This window comes from Arthrobacter dokdonellae, assembly GCF_003268655.1.
Lineage (GTDB): Bacteria > Actinomycetota > Actinomycetes > Actinomycetales > Micrococcaceae > Specibacter > Specibacter dokdonellae.
Map to the genome: position 1 here is coordinate 3,960,981 of NZ_CP029642.1, position 21,074 is coordinate 3,982,054.

A 21,074-nucleotide genomic window follows, 5' to 3' on the forward strand; every position below is an offset into this window, starting at 1 on the left:
TGCGCCTTCGACACTACGAAGGATTTCTGGACGTTTCCTGGGAGGACGGAAAAGGTCCGGGCGGGGCGTCAAAGGCGGGCGAGGCGCGCCCGGATAAAGCCGTATACGCCGTACGCCATGAGCCCAACCGCGATCACGCCCAAAAGCAGCACCCCGTGCGGCAGCGCGAGGGCTTTCAGCGCCCCGTCCAGGCCCGTGGCGTCGTGCGGATCCACGGTGACGGCCGCGATGATGAACAGGATGCCCACGATCACCACGGCGATGCCTTTGACGACATAGCCCGCGATCGCCAGGTAGGCCACTGCCTTGCCAAGCGCCACGCTGCGGACCCAACGCTTCTTGGAGGAGGAACCAATGCCCAGCGCGGCCTGGAGCAGCAGCCCCAGGGCCAGCGCGGCCTGGAGAAGCAGCCACAGGGCCAGTGCACCCAAGCCGACGACGGCGCCCCAGAGGCCGATTGCCCGCCGGGAAGCTTTGTCAACTGCCCCAGCGCCCCGGACTGGTCTGATTCCCCGCCGTGATGGGTGGCGACCCTGATCGCGACGTAGCCCATCAGGTGGACGAGCCCGTTAGCCGCAAAGCCGACGCGTGCGATCCCGGTCAGGGCACGGCTGCGCCCGACGGCGCTCGCCGCGCTGCAGACGTCGTCAGCGCTCATGATCCGTCCTCCTGCAGTTGGGAATGGGGGCCTCGCGGCTGTTGCCCCGGGGACAGGACCGTCCTGCGGGTGTCGATCGCCATGACGGGCCCAAGGAGCACCATGTTCAGGGCCACGGAGGCCGTGGTGTCGCGGATCCAGTGACAGCCGAGATACAGCCTGCTGGCGATCTGGACGACGATCCCTGCGATGGCCACGGCGAACGCGGCCACCGTGACCTTTGTGTTCTGGCGGCGGCTGGCCAACAGGAAGGCCAGGAGGAGCAGGAAGTCGGCGGTCCCCAGGCTGTGCCCGTCCGACACGTCAACTGAATCAGCGGCTGCGCCGCCGCCCCGCCGACAGGACATGGAGCAGCGGAAGCACCTACGCGATCATCAGCAAGCTGCCCAGCACCATGTCGTTGGCTCGTACGACGGAACCCGCGATGAACAGGGCACCGAACACAAGTGCCGATGCCAATCTCTGCGCCATGCGGTTCAGCCTTGCCACCTGACGTTCGAGACGCGGGTTGGACACCGGCAGCCAACCGTCCTCGACGCGCGTGAGGAGCCCGTCCAGACGTTGCGGCAGGCGCAGGGTGGCGGAGGCGGCGTCGAACGCCTGTGTAACCACGTCTTTTTTCAATGCTGCCGCGCTCGTCGCGCAGCAGCTGCGCCGGATGGGGCTCCACCGGATCCCACAGGTTGAACCGTGCGTCGAGGGAGCTGCACACGCCGGACCTGACGATAGTTAGCGATATAGTTGCTGCGCCCTAGTCGCGTCGCAAGGCCGAATTAGCTTCGATCGACACATGGCGGGCTTGCTAAGGTGAGGCGATGTCGGCCATCAACGAATTCGTTCCGTCCAGGCGGAGCGTTCGCATCCACAGGGCTTCAATCATTTCGCTGCTGGCAGCGGCCAGCCTATTCCTGGTCTCGGCTGTGCTTCAGCTCGTCGCCTCGCTCCAGCGCTGGGTCGCGTTCAGCGGCTCGCGGGCGCCCGAGGATCTCTCGGTCGAAGACCATGTCTTTGACTACTACTTCCCGTGGGAAGACTGGGAGCCCATCGGGACGACTGCGCAGTTTTTCGGAACAGGCATCCTCGTTCAGTCGCTCGGCATCGTGGCCATGGCCGTCGGCGTCCTGGTCCGGCCCGGTGCGGCAGCACTGCGCGTCACGGCATTGGCCCTCACCATCATTGAGTCGGTGCTTGTCCTGCTCGTTGCCGCAACGTTCGGGGTCGTCGGCGCCCATGCCCTCGTTTCGGGGGTCACCGGTGCTGCTTCTCCGCTGCAACACTCAGAGTCGCTGTTCCGGGTGCTGACCTTGGTCGGGTTTGCCGGCCTCATTGCCCTTGCCGCACTCTGGCAGCGGAGGCTGCGGGCGGCCATGGCCGCGTGCCTGTTCCTTATCGGCTCAAGCCTGGTCGGCTACGTCATAGCCACTTACATGATCGCACCCGTGTTCGCCGGCGGCACGTCGCACGACACGACCCCGGGAACCGAAACGGTCGTCGCGGCGTCCACGGCTGCGGCGGGGATAGCGATGCTCTTCGCCGTCAGGGCGGTGGCCCGCCGACGGGCAGGCCCCGCTTGACCGCAGGATTCTCGGAGGGCTTGTTCGTGGGCGACGATGTTGCCCGCGCCCACGATCCTCTCGAGATCAGGCGCTTGTACCGCTGCCTCAAACTCCTTAGTTGCTGATCCAGATCCTTGACGATTGTCACGCCACAGGGCACCCGCGTGTGGAAGAAACGAGGCCTTGACAGTCCATCTCCGGCCGTTCTGTCCTCCGCTGACCCGGCACGGGAATCGGGCCGTAGTCACGCCCACAGGCCCCACAGTCCGTCAAAATTCCCGTCATGCCTGAACTCCAGCCCGGCAACACGACTACTGGCGGATACGGCTCTTATGGAGAACTCCTGTCGAAGTTTGTCTACGGCGTCACATCAGCTGCACGCCCCCGTACGCCAGGGCCGCGATGAGGGCCCACGACAACATGGCCGCCACGATCGCCCGGCCGCCGGTCCGCATCAGCGAGCCGACCCGAACGGATGAGCCAAGACCAAACAGGGCGGCAGCCAAGAGCAGATCCTGCGCGGTCCCGGCCATGCCCAGGACAGCCGAAGGCAGGAAGCCCAGCGTCCGGACCACGATCATGGCCATGAATCCGGCAACGAACAGCGGCACGAGCGGAGGGAGTTTGACCGCGGCACCGGGCTCCCCTACCGGGCTGCCGGCACGCTTGTGCGTCCGGCGCTTGACCAGGGCAACGCCGGTGACCATTGGTGCCAGCATCAGCACGCGTGTGAGCTTGATGATCAACGCACCCGCCAGGGCTGCAGGACCGGCGGTTTGCGCTGTGGCAACCACCTGACCCACGTCGTGCACGCTGGCGCCCACCCAATGGCCAAACTGCACCGGATCCAGTCCCAGCGGGATTTTCAGGAGCGGCAACACGCCGATGGCAAGGGTTCCGCACAAGGTGACGAGAGCGATCGGCACGACGGTATCCCGGTGGTCAGTCTTCGTCACGCCGCTCATGGCACCAATGGCGGACGCTCCGCAGATCGAAAAGCCTGTGGCCAGCAGGATCGGCTGGTCGCCGGGGAGCTTGAGGGCCTTGCCGAGCAGAAGCGTCCCCAAAAAAGTCAGGAGCACTATCGAGACGATAATCCCCAGGGTCCCCCAGCCCAAGGCCGCCACGTCAAACAGGCTGAGTTTCAGACCCAGCAACACAATGCCCAGCCGCATGAACTTCTTGCCCGAGAAATCCAGGCCGGGCCGCAAGACACCGGCGACAGGGGAGCTGCTGACCGGCACATTCGCGGCCAGAATGCCCAAAATGACCGCGGCGGTCAAAAACGGCATCGCCGGCACGGCCAGGTGCACCAACCAGGCTACCCCGACGGCGGCCGCCGCAACCACGAGGCCGGGCGCCCTCTTGTGCTTGAGGGGATTCGTCTTGAGGGCCGGCGGCAGAGTGCGCCACCGGTCGCGGCGCAGCTGGGAGGACATCAGGTTCTGGGTCATGGTCGTGTGCGATCCGGTGAAACCCCGTGGCTGGCAGGCGGTTTCGGACCGGAATTCCTTTCTGTTGAAGTAGCTGGCTCTGTCGTACCAGTGGGCCGGGCCGGGCAGCCGGGCCTGGAAACCGGCCTATAACATTGCCGGAGAAGCCGGCGGCACAATGGCGGTGTTGGTGTTGGTGGTGCGGCGTTGGGCCGGAGTTTTCATACATTCCATGCTTCGCGTGGGTGGAATGCGGCAGTAGGGGGCATACAGTTGTGTGGTTGCAAGTCTGACTTGTGGCTCGAGCCGGAAACCTGAACGAAGGAGCCCCCCATGCTAAGTGCGCGGATGCCGGATCTGTCGGCGCTGCAGATGCTCGCCGCTGTCCGGGAGCTGGGTAGCCTGTCCTCGGCGGCACACCGGCTGGGTCTGTCGCAGCAGGGCGTTTCCTCGCGGATGAGGTCCCTGGAAGCGCAAGTGGGCGCCCCGCTGCTGGCCCGCACGCCGCGTGGTTCCACGCTGACGAAGACGGGAGCGTTGATTGCCGACTGGGCCGCTGAGGTCCTCGCGGCGGCCGAACGCCTGGACGCCGGAATAGCGTCGGTCCGCGCGGACAGCGTCAGCCGGTTGCATGTGGCAGCCAGCCAGACCATTGCCGAATACCTGCTGCCACAGTGGCTGGTGGCACTGCGGCGCCAGCAGGAATCCCTGGGACTGGTCCCGACGGAAGTCCAGCTCAGCGTGTCCAACAGCGCGGCAGTGGGGGATCTTGTGCGCTCCGGCGCAGCACCCCTGGGATTCATCGAAAGCCCCAATATTCCCGCCGACCTGGCCAGCCGAACCGTCCGGCACGACGACCTGGTCCTCGTCGTTTCCCCGGAGCATCGATGGGCCAGGAGGCGTTCCCCCGTCACCCTGGAGGAACTCGCAGCGACACCGCTGGTAACACGCGAACAGGGCAGCGGCACCCGGGATACGCTCGAGCACCTTCTCACTCAGAACACCCAAAAACCGATGGCACGGCCCGCCGTCGAGCTCTCCACCACTGCAGCGGTCCGCTCCGCAATTGCCGCCGGAACCGCACCAGGAGTGCTCGGCGAACTGGCCGTCCGCGACGATCTGGCCCTTCACCGACTCACTGCCGTTGCCGTCGCGGGGCCACCCCTGCGCCGGCCGCTCACCGCGATCTGGCGCACCGGCAACGCACCCCCAGCCGGTGCCGCCCGCGATCTGGCGGCCGTCGCCGCGGGCCCCGGCAAACAATGACCTTGACGCAGTGACCCGGCCCGGGAAGCGCTATCTCAAGGGCTGGGCATCGCCGCTTTGTCCATTTCGAAAACCCCAAGACCAGGAACCATGCTGTCCGCAAGCTCCAGACACTCGGCCACAAAGTAGCCTTCACCACACGCGAGGCAGCCTGACCCCTTTACTTTCGCACAAGACGACATATCCCACTTCCATTAAATCCCCGGCTCGCTTGGCAGGGCATCTCCATAGCGCTATCTGTGGTGATAGGTGCGGCGGCTCCTGCTGTATCGGCGTCAATGTGGGCGGACTTGCGCTCCTCGGAACTCTTACTTGGCTTTTGGCCACTTCCCGGGTCCGGTTACTGGGCTTTGTGGAATGCGGCACCCGTGCGGGCTTATCCGCTGTGGTTTCCAGTCATTACACCGCCGAGCATGACCTGTATCCGGCGCTGCAGGCGGACCTCACCCCGGGCATCCCGGCCTTTGCCGATTTCGGATTCCGCTCCCACACGGCTTGGCCAGGAATTCTCCGACTTTATCCATCTGGCAAATAGGATATGGGTGCACTCACACGTCTTCCGGGGAGTCACGTTTGAGCTGCAGGCTCCCGAGCGCCGGGAAGTCCGGCCTTGGTTCCCCTGCTTGGGCCAGATCTGGTTCTGTGCACTTCTTGGGTCGGTGCGTAGGTTTAGGACAACAGACAATAAAGTGACTGGAATCACCGCATGTTATTTGTGGATCCTGTCACCCCTTTGAACACCGTCTCACGACGCTGGGCCACGCCCGTTTCCCGGCCTCTTCGGCGTGGCTGATCCACCCGTCGATCCATGCCATGCCGTTACTGACGGCTTCCGTAGTTCTTTGCACTGTGGACCCGTGGGCTTGCAGCCACAATTATTGCTGGACTGGTTGCGGGCGCTTTCCAAACGAATAACTCCACGCCGCGCACGCCCTTTGGTGGTTCTGCTTGCCTATCATGGAGCGATAGCTGCAACCATTAGTGGAATTTGCGAGCTGGCTTCGTAGACATCGCAGCTGCCGCATCCTCGCTGCGCACGTCCTTCCGGGAGGCCGGGAAGGTCAAGCACGAGACCCTGGCGAACCTCTCTGCAATGCCGCACACTGCCGTGGAGACGTTGAAGGCATCCCTGGCGGGCAAAACCATGGTGGAAGCCGGCACCGTGCTGCAAAATATGGGGTTCCTGCCGCGCGGCCATATCGAGACTGTCTACGCGATGGCCAGGGGCTTGGGGTTTGAGTCTTTGCTGGGATCGGCCGGCCCGGAACGGGATGCGGCCATGGCCCTGCTGGCGGCCCGGATCTGCGCCCTCCTCAAAACTGGCAACCCTGTCCTTCCTCGCCGACACCACCCTGGACCGCGACCAGGGACCGGTGAACACCGATGACCCGTACCGTGCCATGGACTGGCTCGTTAACCGGCAGGGAATCATTGAAAAGGCGGTGGCTGGCAAGTAGCTGCGCCCGGTGGCGAACCCGGATAACGGAAACTGGCACCGCTCGACCTCTCCTGTGTTTTGTCAAATTTCTCGAGGCGGTCTTCGTCCTTGGCGCGGCACAGCATCATGACCAGGGCGGAGGTGGTGAGGAACCTGGCGGGGGTTGCCTTGCCGGCAGGCGGCGGCCAGCAGGGGGATGCCATGTGGGTTTTGACCCCGCCGACGTCGCCGTAGAAGACCATGTCCTGGCAGGAGCGCGGCCTTCAGCAGCCGCTGGCGCCGGGACTCCTACCGGGATTCGTGCTCGGCAAGCAGCACCCTGCGCAGGCATTCGCGTTGCTTCGGGGTGCCCCTTCTCGGCCCATTCGGTCAGCACGCTGCCGGTCAGGGCGGCGGCCTCGCCCGTTTCGAGGAGGTCCTGGACGGTGACAGGGTTCATGCGACTTCTCCCGTGACGGTGTTCAGGGTGGTGAAGGTGTCATAAACGCTCAATTCCACATTGGCCGCCGCTGCTTGCCGATGCCCCGTGGCAAGGTGCGGACCGGAGTGGAATGCGCATCCAGGACCTGCACCGTCTCGTGTCCCAACCCCACCATGAGCATCCCCCGTGGAAGGCGGCCCCGGCGGAGTAGGTATTCCCGTCAATGAGGAGGTCCCAAGGTCTTGTCGGCATTCCGCTTGCTCCAACCTTCCCAGGGGAAAGGCTGGAGCCATCGATGGTGCTTGCCGGCCGGTCCGGGCGCGGCTACGCGGTGCAGCTAATCCAACTGCTTGCGGGGTCCGGCAGACTGCGCCGGCACTGTGCCGCGGCCACAATTGCCGCCAAAGGTGGCAAAGCCAGCCAACCTCCCGGACGGATCCTGCACTGTCACCGTGAAGCCGCGGGCCCCATTGCCTGCAAGACGGGCCAGTGGCGCGTCCCCGTTGCCGTCGGTGCGGACCCAGCCTCCCTCAGTCCAGGCAAAGGGCTTGGGTCCCCCGGGGCCGTGTGTGGTGACATAAATCCAGCTATCGGCTGGCAGTTTGTGCAGGACGGCCAAGCCGTCGGATACACCCGCCCCGTTCCCCAGGCCCAGGTCGACGGGCGATTCGCCCGGCAGCCCGGTGGGCGCCGGCGGCACGACCACGGGTGCAGCAGCTGCCGACGCCCACGCCACCCCACTGCTGTGGAAGTAACTGATTCCCTGCAGTTCCATCCGGCCGCCCAGCTGTCCCGCCCGCTTGGCAAAATCATCGTAGTCGCGGTTTTGCTGCAGTGACCATCCCACTTCGGCTGTGGCGAGGGTTCGCGGGTACTGGTAGCTTTCCACCTGGTCCAGGCCGCGCATCCATTCGCTCCACTGCACGGTTTCCACGCCCAGTACACGTTCGTCGCCAATTCCGGGGAGGTAGGTGCCCGGGTTCCACTCGTAGTGGCTGCGGAGTGTGCACGGCCCGCCGCATGCCCAGGTGCCCCCGGCGGTTTCGGAGGCGTCCTGCTTCTGCGGAATGTACGTCCGTTCCGCGGGGGAGAGGATCACTTGGGCGTTGTTGGCCAGGACCCGGTTGGCAACCTGCTGCCTGTCCCCGTTCCAGTATTGGACCACGGAATTGGGCGGAAGATCCCCGGCGGCGTATTCGTTCCAGCCGATGGCCCGCTTGCCCAGTCCTGCCACCTGGCCGGCAATCGTGTCCACGAGCTTCACGTACTGGGCATGCGGGGTGACGTGCGACTCATCTCCGCCCATGTGGAGGAACGGCCCCGGGGTCATGGCCGCTAACTGTGCCAGGACTTGCCGGGAGAATTCGTAAGTGGCGGGATTGTCAGCATCGAGGGTTGAATACCCCACATTGGGTGCCCCGTTCGACGGCGGTGTGAGGGAACCGCTGGCCGGCGTCGGCGCCGAGCCGGCCGAGTTGAGCTGGGGTATGGCGTGCAGGGCGGCGTTGGTGTGCCCCGGCATGTCGATCTCGGGGACCACTGTCATGCCGTTCTCTCCCGCGTACCGGACGATCTCCTGGTAGTCGGCCTTGGTGTAGAACCCGGTGTGGCCCAGTTCGGTGCCCATGAGGGCACCGGCGTCGTTGTACGTCATCGCCGTCTCGCCGGAAATGTTTGCCAGGTCTGTGTACTTGATGCCCGAGGGGTTCACTGCGGGCTGGTCCATGGCTATCCGCCACCCCTGGTCGTCGGTGAGATGCAGGTGCAGCTGGTTCAGTTTGACGGCGGCAGCGTGGTCGATCTGCTCCTTAATTTCAGCGACGGTGAAGAAGGAGCGCGCCACGTCGACCTGGATGCCGCGGTACCCGTACCGCGGGTAGTCGCTGATGACCACGCCGGGCACCGTCCACAACGTGGCGACGGGGGTGGTGGATTCGATCCATTGCGGGAACAGCTGGCGCAGCGTCTGCACACCGTCCAACGCCCCGGATGCGGTGTTCGCCGCGATGGCCAGGCCCGCCGCGCCGGCCTGTAACGTGTAGCTTTCCGGCTTGTCCTCCGAGCTGCCGGGTGCCACTGTGATCTGGATGTCATTGGCCCTGGCCTTGCCCGGGTGCACCGGCAGGGCGAACCCGGTGCTCTGGCGTGCCTTGGCGGCGAAGTACTTGGCGGCGGCAACGGCGGCGCCCCGGGCCACGATCCGGCTGTCCGGTGTCAGCCTGAACGTGCCGGCATCGGTGGTCGCCACGGCCGCGGGGGCCGGCACCAGGTTCAGGCTTTCCGGGCGCACGGGCGCGGGAGTGGCATAGATTTCTAATTCGGAGATGGAATAACCATAGCTGGACCAGCGCTTTTGGCCGGCCATGCGGACGAACCTGGCGCTGGCGATCCCCAGCTGTTCCTCGTCGACCCGGCCCGGCCCGTCGGAGGAATTCACGGTCTTCGCCACGGTCCAGTTGGCGCCGTCCATGGACGTTTCCAGCGTGTATGCACGGGCGGCCGCGTTGGGCCACGTCAGCTTGACATGGTCGATGGGCGACGGCTGGGCCAGCTCCACCTGCAGCCAGTTGGCATCAACGTAGGTGGACGACCACCGTGTGCCGGTGTCCCCGTCGATTGCCTTCCCTGCCGTGTTGCCGGGCAGTGCGGGTTCCACGCTGGAGGCTGTGGCGGTTCCGGTCAATGCCAGGTTTTCCGGAGGGGCCGGGGGCGCCGGGACCGTGATGGGCGCCGCCTGGGCCGGCGGAGCCACCATGGCCGCCGGCACCAACATTGCGCACAGGGCCACCAAGACGCCGGTTCCCACGTGGGCCAGGACCGGGGGTCGGGGGAATTTCATGTACTTCACCTTTACTGGTCGGGGCGGACAGCAGGGGGCATCCATGGCTGGGACGGGGGACATCAGCTAATGAAACGTTCGACGGCGGTGACCGGGCGTACGCGTTCGTCTTCCGGAATGTCGCCGGCGAAGGCCAGCCACTGGGCAAACTTGTCTCCCCGGTCCACCAACTGGCGGTACATGGAACGGCGCATGGCTGCCACACGGTCCCGGTAGGACGGGACGTTGATGACATTGTTCAATTCGTCGGGGTCGGCGACCATGTCGTAGAACTCGTCGATGCCTTCCGGGTTGGCAATGTATTTCACTTCCCTGTTGCGGAGCATTCGCTGGGCATACGGGAAGTGGTGGCCATGGAACTCACAGAGGATGTCTTCGCGCCAGCCCGCTACTTCTTCCGCGGCGGCCAGTGGCAGCAGGCTCCGCCCGTGAACTCCGGACGGGTCGGCGCCGGCGATGTCATGGAACGTGGCGGTGAAGTCCAGGAGGCTGACGAAGCGGTCTTCGCGGCGTTCCTGTTCCCCGGGTAGGGCCAGGATGGCAGGGATCCGGTAGATGTCCTCGTACATGGCCGGGCCCTTGTCATTGAGCCGGTGCGCGCCCGTGAACTCGCCGTGATCAGCGGTGAACATGACAGCCGTGTTCTCCGTCAGGCCCAGTTCGTCCAGGACGGCCAGGATGCGGCCAATCTCGTGGTCGATCATGGCGACGTAGCCCCAATATACGGCGGTGAGTTTCTTCCATTCCTCCACCGAGAAGCAGTCCGTGGACCAGTATTCGGCGTACGTCTGTTGGATCATGGGCTTGCCGTTGAACGTTTCTGCAAAGGAGCCAGGCAGTTCCACCGTGTCCGGATCCACCATGTCGTACCACTTCTGCGGGATCAGGTAGGGCAGGTGTGGACCGAAGATGTGGCAGGAGAGGAAGAACGGCGTGCCGTCGTCTGAGAGTGCGCCGTCGGCGAATTCGCGCAGCTTGTCGATGGTCTGGTCAGCCAGGAAGGCCTCAAAGGTGGCTTCAGTGGGCTGGTCCGTGACCCCGGCAATGAGGTGGCCCCGGCTGCCGTCCGCCCGCGTGGTGTAGACCGGGCCGGAGATGTGGAAGTCCGGGAAGTCATTGGCTTTCAGCCAGCCTTCATAGCCGGGGTCGTCAAAGACGTTCAGCGCGCCGGGCAAGTGGATTCCTTCAAAACCGTAGTGCTCCGGGCCGCGGTCCTTTCCCACGTGCCACTTGCCCACGTGGCCCAGCCGATAGCCCTGCTCCATGAGCGCTGCGGAAAACGTGGGCAGCCCGTCCGGGAGTTCCTCGCGGTGCCCGGAGTTCCACTCATAGTTCGCCAGCAGGCCATGTTCAAACGGTTGCAGGCCCGTGAGCAGGCTGGCGCGCGCGGGCGTGCAAATGGCCGTGGGCGTGTAGGCCCGGTCAAAGGTGGTCCCGCGCGCGGCCAGCCGGTCAAGGTTGGGCGTGTGGTTCGACGTGTTGCCGTAGCAGCCCAGGGTGTCGATCCGCTGCTGGTCCGTCATGAGGAACAGAATGTTCCGGGGCTTGTTCACCGCCGCTGAGGGTGAGGCAGATGTCGTCACTGATTATGCCTTTGCCGCGCCAACGTAGAGCTCGGCGTTGTAGAACTTTTTGGGATCCACTATTGCGGTGATTTTGCCGCCTGCCTTGAACTGCTCTTCCAGCCCGTTGAGCCAGGTGTCGATGGTGCCCTTGGCGGACAGGTCTTCGAGTTCCTTGGACGTGAACAGCTTGGCCACGCTGGCCTGGGCCTTCATGTCCTCTTCCTTTGCCTTCAGGAAGGAGGCGGTTGCGGCGATCGTCTTGTCCTGGTTGTCATGGCGATAGTCGTTGGCGGCCTTGATGACCGAGATGAAGCTGGTGGCCAGGTCCTTGTCCTTGGCGGCCCGGCCGGGGCCGGCGACGAAAGTCGACGGGAATGTGAGCGTGTCTATGAAGTCCTCATTGCTGAACAATTCCACCAGGTCCGGCTTGGCCTTCTTGACGTTGTCGATCAGCGGGTACCAAAGCGCCGCGCCGTCGATCTGTCCGGCTGCAAACGCCGACACGGCCGTGGAGGGGTCCATGGAGACGATGTTGAAGTCGCCGCGCTTCAGCCCCTCCTTTTCCAAGGCCAGTCCCAGCAGCTGGTCGCCGGACGTGCCGGCGGGCACGCCGAGCTTCTTACCCTTGAGAGATGCCAAGGAGGTGAAGCCGGACTGGGCGATGATGCGGTCGGCATTGGAGACGGAATTGATGGACCATATCTCTGCCTTGCCGGAGGCCGGCAGCCACAGGGCGCCGGACCCGATGTACGCCACGTCGACATTGTTGGTTCCCAGGGCTTGGATGGCCAGCGGACCGTTGGTGAACGGGATGTACTTCGGCGCCAGGCCGGCCTTGGACCAGTACCCCTCCTGATCCGCAACAGCCATCAGCCCGGCACCGTTGTAGTCGGCAATGTATCCGACCTTGATCTCGGTGGTCTTCTTGCCTGCGGCGCCGGCGGCATTCTGGTCCTTGGTGCCGCAGGCGGCGAGCAGTGAGATTGCTGCGGTCCCCATGGACAGCTGGAGCACGTTGCGGCGTGAAATGGATGTAGGCATGGTTTCTCCTGGTGGGGTGCGTACCCACGCCGTTATTGGCGCAGGCCGGTGATGAAAAGTGGGACTGGGAGGGGTGTGGGCCGTTATTCGTCGGCGCCCCTGGCATCCGGCTGGTGGTACACCGCTTCCCAGACTTGGGCGCGGAGCTTGGCGAACTCGTCCGACAGCCGAATGGCCTCGGTGCGCGGGTACGGCAGATCAATTTTGATTTCCTGGTAGATGCGGCCCGGACGGGCAGCCATGACGATGACCCGAGAGGCCAGGAAGACCGATTCATCCACGTCATGCGTGACAAACATGACCGTGCGGCGTTCCTTGGTCCACGTCTCCAGCAACTGTTCCTGCATGTGGACCCGAGTCAGGGCGTCAAGGGCACCGAAGGGTTCGTCCATGAGCAGGATCTCAGGGTTGACGGCATAAGCACGGGCAATGGCACAGCGCTGCTTCATGCCACCGGAAAGCTCCTTGGGCAGCGCCTCGGCAAAACGGGTCAGTCCGACGAGGTCCAGGTAGTGGTCCACAATGGCGCGACGTTCCCTGGCGGGAATCTTCTTCAGCTCCAGTCCGAACTCCACGTTCTTGCGCACGGTCAGCCAAGGGAAGAGCGCGTATTGCTGGAAGATGACACCGGTGCGCGGGCTCGGGCCGTGCACCTCGCGGTCGTCGACGAGCACACGTCCACCCGTGGGATCCAGCAGTCCGGCGGCGGCATTGAGCATGGTGGATTTGCCGCAGCCGGACGGGCCGACCACGGTGACGAATTCGCCGTCGGCGATGTCCAGGTTGACGCCGTCGAGCGCGGTGAAAGTGGAGCCGCTCAGGCTGAATTCCTGGCGCAGACCCTCAAATCGGATCATGGCGTTTTGGGTTGAGAGAGTCATAGTGGGGTCCTTAGCGGCGTTCTTGCCAGCGGGTCAGTCGGGCTTCGACCAATAGCAGAAGCCGGTCCATGACCAGGCCGAGAATGCCGATCGCGATGAGGCTGACAAAGATGGTGGGCAGGTCGTAGTAGAGCTGGGCCTGTTGCATGCGGAATCCCAACCCGTTGGGTGCGGCGATCAGTTCGGCGGCGACCACCGTGGCCCAGGCGGCGCCGAGGCCGATCCGCATGCCGACGAGGATGAACGGCGAGGATGCCGGCACCACCACGCGGATGAAGACGGTGAAACTGTTGGCGCCCAGGACGCGGGCGGCGTTTATCAGCGTGTTTTCAACTCCGACCACGCCCTGGAAGGTGGAAATGACGCAGGAGAGGAACGCCGCCAGGAAAATGACGAACACCTTGGGCACCTCTCCGATACCCATGGTGACGATGGCCAGGGGAATGATGGCCAGGGGCGGGATCGTGCGAAAGAACTGGACGTAGGGTTCAATGATGCCGCGGGCAACGGTGTACCAGCCCATGAGGAAGCCAACGGGGATGGCCAGGAGACTTCCGAGAGCGAAGCCCGTCAGGACACGGGCGAGCGAGGCGCCGGTGTCCTCGGCAAGGGTGCCGTTAGCAATAAGTTCCGTACCGCGTTCGATTACGTCCACAGGGCCGGGGAGGCCTTGAATGCCAATGGCCGAAACCAGCCACCAACCGATGATGCCTGCCGCGACAGAGGCAAGGTTAATGGAAAGCATGACCTTGCGGCTGAGCTTGCGACTGCCGCTGTTACGCGGCTTCTTTGCCGGCAGGGGGGAATTTTCGGGGGATCCTGCAGGGAGCGATTGGCCCCTCGGGACGAGCGGAGTGCCGGTCGTTGCTACGGAGTCTGGTGATGCCATGGATCAAAGATATGTCGTGCGTCACTTCAACGTCAAGACTATTTACGTAAATAGACCTTTCGTAATCGCTTTTTTTCGATTCGTGCCGCGGAGCGAAATGCACCCTCCACTTCGGCACCTAACGGGCTGCGTCCATCGCCCAGTGCTTGAGGGCCATGTGTGCCGCGCCGTCGCTGCCCGCCGTCGGGGCGTAAACCGTGGCCGCGACGTCGATGATGCGCGGGCCCATATGCAGGGACTGCTCGGCCAACGCAGCCCGGACAGGGGCGAGAAGCCCCTCCCCCAATTGCGAGAGTTCCCCGGCAATCACCACCCGGTTTGGGTCCAGGAGGACACAGGCGCTGACCACGGCCCGCGCCAGCAGTTCCCCGGCCCAAGCGGCTAGGCCTGCGGCGATCTGGTTTCCAGCCCGCGCAGCTTCCGCTATGGCTGCAACAGACTCAAAAGCCTGACCCCGCCTGGCCGCCTCGCCCAGGACATTGGCCTCATTAAGGAACTGTTCAAGGCAGCCGCGGCGTCCGCACCAGCAGGCGGGTCCGGCGAAGTCAACGCTAATGTGCCCGAGCTCCCCGGCCATTCCGTTACCCCCTCGAAGGAGCGTGCCGTTGACCACTGCCGCCGAACCGATGCCGGCGGCTAGCACAACGTACAGCAGGTCCCCGTCGGCCTTGCCGTATGCCATGGCTGCCAGCCGTATGTTGTTGTCCCACAGCAGGGGTGCGTCCACCACCTCCCGCAGCGGGGCAAGGCTTGCGCCGCGGGGATCCTGCTGGGGGGCGTCGCCGTCGTATAGCGACTGAGGATTCGCATGCCTGGCGGCTATGCCGACCCCCATGCCCACGACGGCGTCCGGAACTACGCGGCCCTGCCGGACCATTGTGCGGAGCATGTCGGCAGCAAGGAGCACTTTTTCCTCCAGCTCCATCGATTCCCGCAGTTCCCGGTGGGTGCCTGCCACATGCGAACCGTCAAAGCCGATCACGGAGATGCTGACCCGCCGCCGTCCAAGTTCAACACCGACAGCTGCTCCCGCGCCAGGGTCTAGCCGCAGGACTTTGGTGGGCCGGCCGTTACGACCCGTGCCCTGGTTTTCCTGGTCGCCCTCAGTGACGATGCCTCTCTGGCGCAGTTCGCCCACAATGGCAGACAGCGTGGTGCGCGAGAGCTTCGTGTCGCCCTCCAGTTCCCTGCGAGTCCGGGTGCCATGGGCCGCCAGCGACTCCAAAACGCGAAGCTCATGCCTGCGGCGCACGTCCTGAAGGGCGTTGTCGTCACGTGTCACCATTGTTGCTCCAATCTCTCCGACGCTGGCGCGGCACGGCTCAGGGTGCCCCGCAACGCAACTTATGTAAAGCCTATTGCCTTTAATGTCCCTTGTCCCGCAAGAGTGGCCGTGTGGACCTCGGGCGGTGCGCTCTCTGGAAGCGGTAGGCTTCGGCGCGCGGGTGGCGGCTCTTTTGTGACCGCTCGATGCAGAAGTTCCGACTTTCACCGTGCCTTGGACCGCATGGGCCGCCAGGACGGGACTCATTTTCGGCAAACACAAAGCCGCCCGACCTGCCGTTTCCGCAGGTCAGAGGGCTTTCGGGGTGGAGCTAAGGAGATTCGAACTCCTGACCTCCTCTCCGGGGAGGACACTTTTGGGCGGTTTCGGTTGGCTGTTGATTCCTTGAGTTTCCGCGGATTTTGGGGCATTTCCACGCCAACCGCAGGTCCCCCTATGTGGTCATTTTCGATCGTTTCCGTGGGGTAACCGTGGGGCGGTCCCGTGCCTTGTCGAGCCGGACATAAGTGCTGCGAACGGCGTTTTGACAGGCCGATGCCATTGGATCTCAATGGATCCAACTGCCGAAGGGTTTCAGCGCGCTCCATGACCAGCCGAGGGCCTCAGATCGTTCATACCGACTATCCCCGCGGTCGTCGCTATCCACCGTTTTGAGATATGGAAAGCCATTCCTGACCCTCGTTGCCGCTGCAGGAGCAGGACCGTACATGGTACGGAAGAGTCGTCAATTGTCGCCCAATTTAAGGAGTTTCCAATGAGTCGGTTCCAGCCAACTGCCGTATTAGACCGATGAGTTATCCTCCCCAAATATTCGATGCCGCATCGGGGACTTCTGAGCAAAAAAATCCCATGCAGGCCAGCCAACGGCTTCAGCATCACATGTGTCCCACCAGTGTTTTGGACGCGCGTGGCCATGTACCGCATGGCTCGCCTACTGGCAGAGCCGGAGATGCCCAAGTCTGGCTTGGCTAGCTACTTTCGATCGTTTGGAATCTGGCGGAGAATGCGTCCAGCCAAGTGTCCACGTCAGCGAGCAAATCCTGTTCTTGGAATCGTGTGGCCAACCTGTCCACCATATGCTCACGGACAAGCGTTGCGTTCTGCGTACATTGCAGTGAGGTGGTTCGCTCCCTCGTTGACAACCTTGCGGATCTCGGCGTGTGCTCGTGCATGGAACATCATAGCCTCGGCAACTTCAGCGCCGTCGGTGACCATCATCAGCAGGGCGATATCCCCGGAGTCCTTCGGTCGTAGTCTGTCCGGACGCCGATCCGCCTCAGCCAGCCGTTCGTGGACTTTATGGGCCTTGGCAATCAGGAGCGCCGCGGGACCTGCCACATAGGCTTTGGCGGAAATTGTGGGCTCAGCGTCAATCGTGGATATTTCCGTGAGGACACGGTCATGGACCGCCAGTTCCAACCCGTAAGCCCGGGTCGTTGCCTTGCCCTGCCCGACAATCCTTGCCGTTCGGCCCTGCTTGCCGGCATATCCTTCGGGTACCAGAAGATCCACCGTGGTGCGTCGTTCCCACGGCAGTCCCCGTTCGCTGGAATACCCGTAGATCCCTGGACGTTCCTCGCGTGCAGGCTCCAAGCCAATTGAAGCCATGAGATCTAGTATTTTGGGGTCCTCCGCGACAAAGACCGGATCGATGACAAGATCGCCGTCCCGTGTCGATTCCATGTCAATGGGTCCCCACTTCTTTTGGACCCAAACATGAACCGCATGGGCACCGACAATGGTCAGTGCCTCTGCGTACGGACCCAATGCAATAATGGTCGTGATCAGCAGCCGTCTCGAGCGTTCGGCCCCAAACCGGGCATCTTCCATGCGCGGCCGGCGAGGATTCCCTGAATTATTGGTCATGCTGCCTGGGCAAACGCTGGCAGGAAGCTGAGCGCAACATCGGCCTGGCGCCCCGGAGAAGCCAGAGCGTCAAGCATCCCCCACTCCGCACTCAACATAGCCACGCCGTTCACCTTCCGCATGAACCGGCGTGCGCTCTCCGTCGACGGCAACACCACAACACTTGCCTTGGCAGAAGGCGACATCGCCGGAAAATCCGTCAGCTTTTCAGGATTGTCTACATACACGACGGGAGTGAAGGAACTAGTCTGGGAAACGTCCCCCGAGACAGCTTCCAATGACGAAACAACAGGATTCGCACCCTGTGCTTCAAGCCGCCGGAGGAACTCTGCGAGGGAAGAATCAAGGGCGAAGATGCGCACACCTGGCCTCTTGGCAACAGGAGCCAGATTCGCGGTCTGAGCCAGTTTCCCAAGGAGCCGTCGCCTCTCTGCACCAGTGGCATTGTGTATACGCTCCAAGGCCACCGCATAGGGCAGGTCGCTGCCCGAATCAGACAGAGTTTCCGTCAGCTGAAAACCAGCTCCTGAAGCGATCCGCTGCAACATCGCATACGTCGGCTCAACCAATCCCGACTCTATCCTGGTGATCGTAGAAGCAGGCAGGCCAATAAGCTCAGCAAATGCCGTCTTACTGAGCTGCCGCTTGAGGCGCATTCGGCTAACGATCGACGCCGCCGTGGGAGTAACCATTCAACCAAGCCTACGAGCTGCCTTGCATATATGCAAGGGCGGCGATCGAACCTACCTAGAGCGTTCGCCTAATAGGTAGTCGCCTTATTTCGCGAGCACTTTAGTTGGCTCTCCTCGCATCCTTGCAGTTCCGGGTATGACCCCAAGAATCCGCGTCTCAGGGTACTTGTCCACTGGTCCTGGGCCGTCGCCAACACGGGTTCGGTGTCATTGTTTCCTCGCCCTGCACCCCGCGGTTGCCTCGTCTGCACCCCACGCCACGAAAAAGCCCGTGGCATGGCGTGCCGGGGGCACCCAGTGAAGGGAAGGCATCGGAGAATTGATCACGGCGTAGCGCTTGAACGAGCGTCCGGAATGGAAAGGATGACTGATGGATCCAACGGCTCAGAAACCAGGACTCCCACCGGGAGACTGGTCTGCGGATCCCTACGGGTCCGGAATCTCCAAATGGGGAGACAGCGCCGGGGAAGCCGAAGGGGATACCGGCACCCAGAGTCCGCTGGCCGCACGGTTCCCCGGACTACGGCTTCCCCGGCCTATGCTCGGAGCCCACGTGTCCGTGTACACCCCTTACATCTGGATGCTCCTTGCCGTGCCTGTCCTGGCTGCCCGCGGCGACGTCGTGCGCAAGGTAGCGGCGATCCTCCACGCCGGCTCGGTCACACCGGCCACTGTGGTTCTTTTCTCTGCCGTGATCTCCTTTGGTGCCACTGGTCTTCTGGGCTACCTGGACTGGCGGAAGCTGCGCGGCGTCGGGGTCGTACGGCCTTTCCGTTGGATCTGGGCCTTCCTGCCCACGGTCTATGTCATCGGCCGGACAACCGCCATCAGGAAAGTCGCCCCGCGCAGGGGCCTGACACCGGTATGGGTGCTCATCGCCTCATTCCTCCTGATCGCGTTGTACCTCAACCATGTCATCTAGACACGCTCTCCCACTCCGCGCGCGGCTGCGGCAGCAGCCGCAATCGATAGGGTCGGTGTACCGTCAGGAACAAGTCCCCGCGGCGCTGGACATCACGTACCAGAGTCTTCGCCGCACCCAGGGGAGATTCAGCGACTTGTTTGAGGAGAGATGACAGCAGTGGGAATCACCCCAGGCGCCTTAGTCGCAGTCTTTGTCACCCTGTTCGTGGTCTTTGTCGCGCTGTACGTCGTCCGCCGAAGGAAGTGACCGCTCGACGGCCAAGCCCCTCAGCCCGCGTACACAACCTCACGGGGAAGAACAGCTAAGGAAGCTGACTATCCGGAAATTCACTACCGACAGTTTGACCGCGATGTCGATGGAGCGTCGAGTGCCCGGTAAAGGATCCTTCAACGGGATATCCGCTAGAACCTACAGGCTCCCGACGTAAGCTCGGGGCACGACGCATGCTGGCGACATCAACGAACCTCTGCAGTCACTTCCGGCCGGGATGCCCCGGCAATATGCCCAGTACAAGCCTGCATCCTCCGTGCCTCCGGGGCCGGCACCAACGAACGTCGGAGGATACGACGAACTGAGGGCCTACCTCCATTCCCAAGGGCAAGAGCTTCACCGGTCAGTGGATGGCCTTGCTGCCATCGACAGCCTTATCGATAGCTCTGCCGACAAGACATCCCTTAACCAGATGTCCCGGGCGGTTGGAATGTTCTACGGGGACGTACTCACCCACAGCATTCATGCCGCGACAGGCACGTGACAACCGAAGACAGTCCTGAAGTCCGAATAACTCCGACAACGTCGATCGATGTCATCCTTGTGGCCCAAAGACGCGTGTCCCTCGGAGCGCCAGCCCTCGTGCAGAACTACAACCGGGCCCTCGAAATTGTCGCCCACAACGACTGACCAGCCGACAAGTGCACACAGGTGTCCCGCAAAGCGTTCCTGTTGAGAGACGGTCCACGTCTCAAGCGCTTGAATGACGGTTATCTAGTCTCCGTCTGGCCGTCGTTTGCGTTCACGAGCGGCCGCCTGGCCTAGGGGTATGGTCACCAGCAATAGAAGGAGTACCGGAACCCCCAATGTGATGAATGGACTGAGGCGAAGAGGTATCGCTATTAGCCCACCCATGAAGATGGACGCCAAGGCGCCAATCCAGACGATTCGGTTGTAACGCTTGGCCGCGGGCCCGACGTTGCGTTCTTCCATGGGCCAACTCTAATGACTGCATTGGAAGAACGACGGGCTGAACGTCAAAAAGAAGCTGCTCGATAGAGGTTCTTTGGGCAGCAAATCTCAGCATCCGGGGACTCATCCCGCTAGGGCGTGTCTCCTAATGCTGCGGTCCAGATGACGACGGCTTGGAGGACGGCGGCTGATCGGTAGGTTTGGGCGAGTTTGTCGTAGCGTGTGGCCAGTCCGCGCCATTGCTTCAGGGTGTTGAAGCTGCGCTCGACGACGTTGCGGCGTTTGTAGGCTTCCTTGTCGTAGGTGACGGGCCGGCCGCCGACGGATCCCTTGCGCTTGCGGTTGGCTTTCTGGTCTTCCTTCTCGGGGATCACGCATTGGATGCCGTGGGTGCGCAGGTAGCTGCGGATCCCTTTGGAGGAGTAGGCCTTGTCGGCCATGGCACGGTCCGGGCGGGTTCGCGCCCGCCCGGGACCTGCCCGCTCTACTCTCAACGCTTCCATGAGGTTTTCAAACATGGGCGCGTCCCCGCTCTGGCCGGGGCCAAGCAGCAACACCAGCGGGCGTTTGTTGCCGTCGACCAGGGCGTGGATCTTGGTGGTCAGTCCGCCGCGGGACTTGCCGATGGCATGGTCGGCGGGCTCATCCAGCAGGTTCTTGTAATTCGACAGGTCCCCCTGTGTGGCGGGGCAGGTTCGTGCCGTGCTGGTGGGCGCGGTTGACCGTGGAATCCACCGAGACTTCCCAGCTGATCAGCCCGACCGCATCGGCACGGGTCAGCAAGGCGGCCAGGACCTGGTCCCACGTGCCGTCCAGGCTGTAGCGGCGGTGACGCTTCCACACCGACTGCCACGCACCAAAATGTGGTGGCAGATCCCGCCAGGGAATCCCGGCCCGGTACCGGTAAATGATGCCTTCCGTCGTGAGCCGGTGGTCATTGAACGGCCGCCCAGCCTTCCCCGACGAGCTCGGCATCAACGGGGCAATGAACTCCCACTGGGCATCAGACAAAACAGAGTAACGAGAAGACACCCGAAAATTATGCCAAACCCGGAAACTACTGGTTAGGAGACACGCCCTAGTGCATTGCGGGGCATGTCGTAGGTGTCACTGTGCTCGTCCGCGTCGTTCCCAATC

Annotated in this window: 15 protein-coding genes and 2 pseudogenes; 4 read left to right on the forward strand and 13 right to left on the reverse strand. The window is 63.3% G+C overall.

Going from position 1 to position 21,074, the window contains the following annotated elements; genetic code table 11:
- Positions 1 to 68 precede the first annotated feature (68 nt).
- From DMB86_RS21200 to DMB86_RS17700, 3 genes and pseudogenes are all read right to left on the reverse strand, one after another.
- Positions 69 to 431, reverse strand: a complete 363-nt coding sequence (locus DMB86_RS21200; protein WP_227878474.1) for a DUF1206 domain-containing protein — start codon at positions 429 to 431, stop codon at positions 69 to 71.
- 223 nt (positions 432 to 654) lie between these two features.
- Positions 655 to 960 carry a phosphatase PAP2 family protein gene (locus tag DMB86_RS17695; RefSeq protein WP_171814543.1) on the reverse strand — a complete coding sequence of 102 codons (306 nt, stop codon included), beginning with the start codon at positions 958 to 960 and terminating at the stop codon, positions 655 to 657.
- A 61-nt stretch (positions 961 to 1,021) separates the two neighbouring features.
- A pseudogene (locus DMB86_RS17700) lies at positions 1,022 to 1,376 on the reverse strand (AarF/ABC1/UbiB kinase family protein); the annotation flags it as partial.
- 97 nt (positions 1,377 to 1,473) lie between these two features.
- Between DMB86_RS17700 and DMB86_RS17705 the strand changes: the two are divergent.
- A complete protein-coding gene (locus tag DMB86_RS17705) occupies positions 1,474 to 2,232 on the forward strand; it encodes a hypothetical protein (RefSeq protein ID WP_113718938.1) in 759 nt (252 codons plus the stop codon).
- 347 nt (positions 2,233 to 2,579) lie between these two features.
- Here the strand turns inward: DMB86_RS17705 and DMB86_RS17710 are convergent, their stop codons facing one another.
- Entirely contained in the window at positions 2,580 to 3,668 is a 1,089-nt protein-coding gene (locus DMB86_RS17710) for a YeiH family protein (protein WP_113718939.1), read from the reverse strand.
- Between the two features lie 312 nt (positions 3,669 to 3,980).
- On the opposite strand from DMB86_RS17710, the gene DMB86_RS17715 reads away from it, so the two are divergent.
- Together DMB86_RS17715 and DMB86_RS20410 are read left to right on the forward strand one after the other, a co-directional pair.
- The gene (locus DMB86_RS17715) at positions 3,981 to 4,913 is read left to right on the forward strand and encodes a LysR family transcriptional regulator (protein ID WP_113718940.1); all 933 of its coding nucleotides are present in this window, start codon (positions 3,981 to 3,983) and stop codon (positions 4,911 to 4,913) included.
- A gap of 988 nt (positions 4,914 to 5,901) precedes the next feature.
- Positions 5,902 to 6,300 (forward strand): hypothetical protein, encoded by a 399-nt coding sequence (locus tag DMB86_RS20410; RefSeq protein WP_129545584.1) that lies wholly within the window; start codon positions 5,902 to 5,904, stop codon positions 6,298 to 6,300.
- Between the two features lie 809 nt (positions 6,301 to 7,109).
- Here DMB86_RS20410 and DMB86_RS17725 read toward each other — a convergent pair.
- From DMB86_RS17725 to DMB86_RS17760, 8 genes are all read right to left on the reverse strand, one after another.
- Positions 7,110 to 9,611 (reverse strand): family 20 glycosylhydrolase, encoded by a 2,502-nt coding sequence (locus DMB86_RS17725; protein ID WP_171814544.1) that lies wholly within the window; start codon positions 9,609 to 9,611, stop codon positions 7,110 to 7,112.
- Positions 9,612 to 9,673: 62 nt separating this feature from the next.
- Positions 9,674 to 11,194 (reverse strand): sulfatase family protein, encoded by a 1,521-nt coding sequence (locus DMB86_RS17730; protein WP_227878475.1) that lies wholly within the window; start codon positions 11,192 to 11,194, stop codon positions 9,674 to 9,676.
- 3 nt (positions 11,195 to 11,197) lie between these two features.
- Complete coding sequence (locus DMB86_RS17735) at positions 11,198 to 12,217, reverse strand: aliphatic sulfonate ABC transporter substrate-binding protein (RefSeq protein WP_113718943.1); 1,020 nt, start codon at positions 12,215 to 12,217, stop codon at positions 11,198 to 11,200.
- Between the two features lie 83 nt (positions 12,218 to 12,300).
- Entirely contained in the window at positions 12,301 to 13,098 is a 798-nt protein-coding gene (locus DMB86_RS17740; RefSeq protein WP_113718944.1) for an ABC transporter ATP-binding protein, read from the reverse strand.
- Between the two features lie 10 nt (positions 13,099 to 13,108).
- Positions 13,109 to 13,843: an ABC transporter permease gene (locus DMB86_RS17745; protein WP_113718945.1), complete on the reverse strand. Its 735-nt coding sequence runs from the start codon at positions 13,841 to 13,843 to the stop codon at positions 13,109 to 13,111.
- 262 nt (positions 13,844 to 14,105) lie between these two features.
- Positions 14,106 to 15,272: an ROK family transcriptional regulator gene (locus tag DMB86_RS17750; RefSeq protein WP_171814545.1), complete on the reverse strand. Its 1,167-nt coding sequence runs from the start codon at positions 15,270 to 15,272 to the stop codon at positions 14,106 to 14,108.
- A 1,080-nt stretch (positions 15,273 to 16,352) separates the two neighbouring features.
- Positions 16,353 to 17,138 carry a hypothetical protein gene (locus DMB86_RS17755; RefSeq protein ID WP_129545585.1) on the reverse strand — a complete coding sequence of 262 codons (786 nt, stop codon included), beginning with the start codon at positions 17,136 to 17,138 and terminating at the stop codon, positions 16,353 to 16,355.
- Positions 17,135 to 17,830, reverse strand: coding sequence for a helix-turn-helix domain-containing protein (locus DMB86_RS17760; protein WP_113718948.1), 696 nt, complete (start codon positions 17,828 to 17,830; stop codon positions 17,135 to 17,137). The genes DMB86_RS17755 and DMB86_RS17760 overlap by 4 nt, the downstream gene beginning before the upstream one ends.
- Positions 17,831 to 18,383: 553 nt before the next feature.
- On the opposite strand from DMB86_RS17760, the gene DMB86_RS17765 reads away from it, so the two are divergent.
- A complete protein-coding gene (locus DMB86_RS17765) occupies positions 18,384 to 18,752 on the forward strand; it encodes a hypothetical protein (protein WP_129545586.1) in 369 nt (122 codons plus the stop codon).
- A gap of 1,316 nt (positions 18,753 to 20,068) precedes the next feature.
- Here DMB86_RS17765 and DMB86_RS17770 read toward each other — a convergent pair.
- Positions 20,069 to 20,912, reverse strand: a pseudogene (locus DMB86_RS17770) (IS5 family transposase).
- Between the last annotated feature and the right edge of the window lie 162 nt (positions 20,913 to 21,074).

Bases quoted from the DNA above. Each gene is read 5' to 3' on its own strand.
- DMB86_RS17760 (WP_113718948.1), bottom strand. From the start codon at position 17,830: ATGGTTACTCCCACGGCGGCGTCGATCGTTAGCCGAATGCGCCTCAAG.
- DMB86_RS17715 (WP_113718940.1), top strand. From the start codon at position 3,981: ATGCTAAGTGCGCGGATGCCGGATCTGTCGGCGCTGCAGATGCTCGCC.
- DMB86_RS17735 (WP_113718943.1), bottom strand. From the start codon at position 12,217: ATGCCTACATCCATTTCACGCCGCAACGTGCTCCAGCTGTCCATGGGG.
- DMB86_RS17725 (WP_171814544.1), bottom strand. From the start codon at position 9,611: ATGAAATTCCCCCGACCCCCGGTCCTGGCCCACGTGGGAACCGGCGTC.
- DMB86_RS17705 (WP_113718938.1), top strand. From the start codon at position 1,474: ATGTCGGCCATCAACGAATTCGTTCCGTCCAGGCGGAGCGTTCGCATC.
- DMB86_RS17740 (WP_113718944.1), bottom strand. From the start codon at position 13,098: ATGACTCTCTCAACCCAAAACGCCATGATCCGATTTGAGGGTCTGCGC.
- DMB86_RS17755 (WP_129545585.1), bottom strand. From the start codon at position 17,138: ATGACCAATAATTCAGGGAATCCTCGCCGGCCGCGCATGGAAGATGCC.
- DMB86_RS17710 (WP_113718939.1), bottom strand. From the start codon at position 3,668: ATGACCCAGAACCTGATGTCCTCCCAGCTGCGCCGCGACCGGTGGCGC.
- DMB86_RS17745 (WP_113718945.1), bottom strand. From the start codon at position 13,843: ATGCTTTCCATTAACCTTGCCTCTGTCGCGGCAGGCATCATCGGTTGG.
- DMB86_RS17750 (WP_171814545.1), bottom strand. From the start codon at position 15,272: ATGGTGACACGTGACGACAACGCCCTTCAGGACGTGCGCCGCAGGCAT.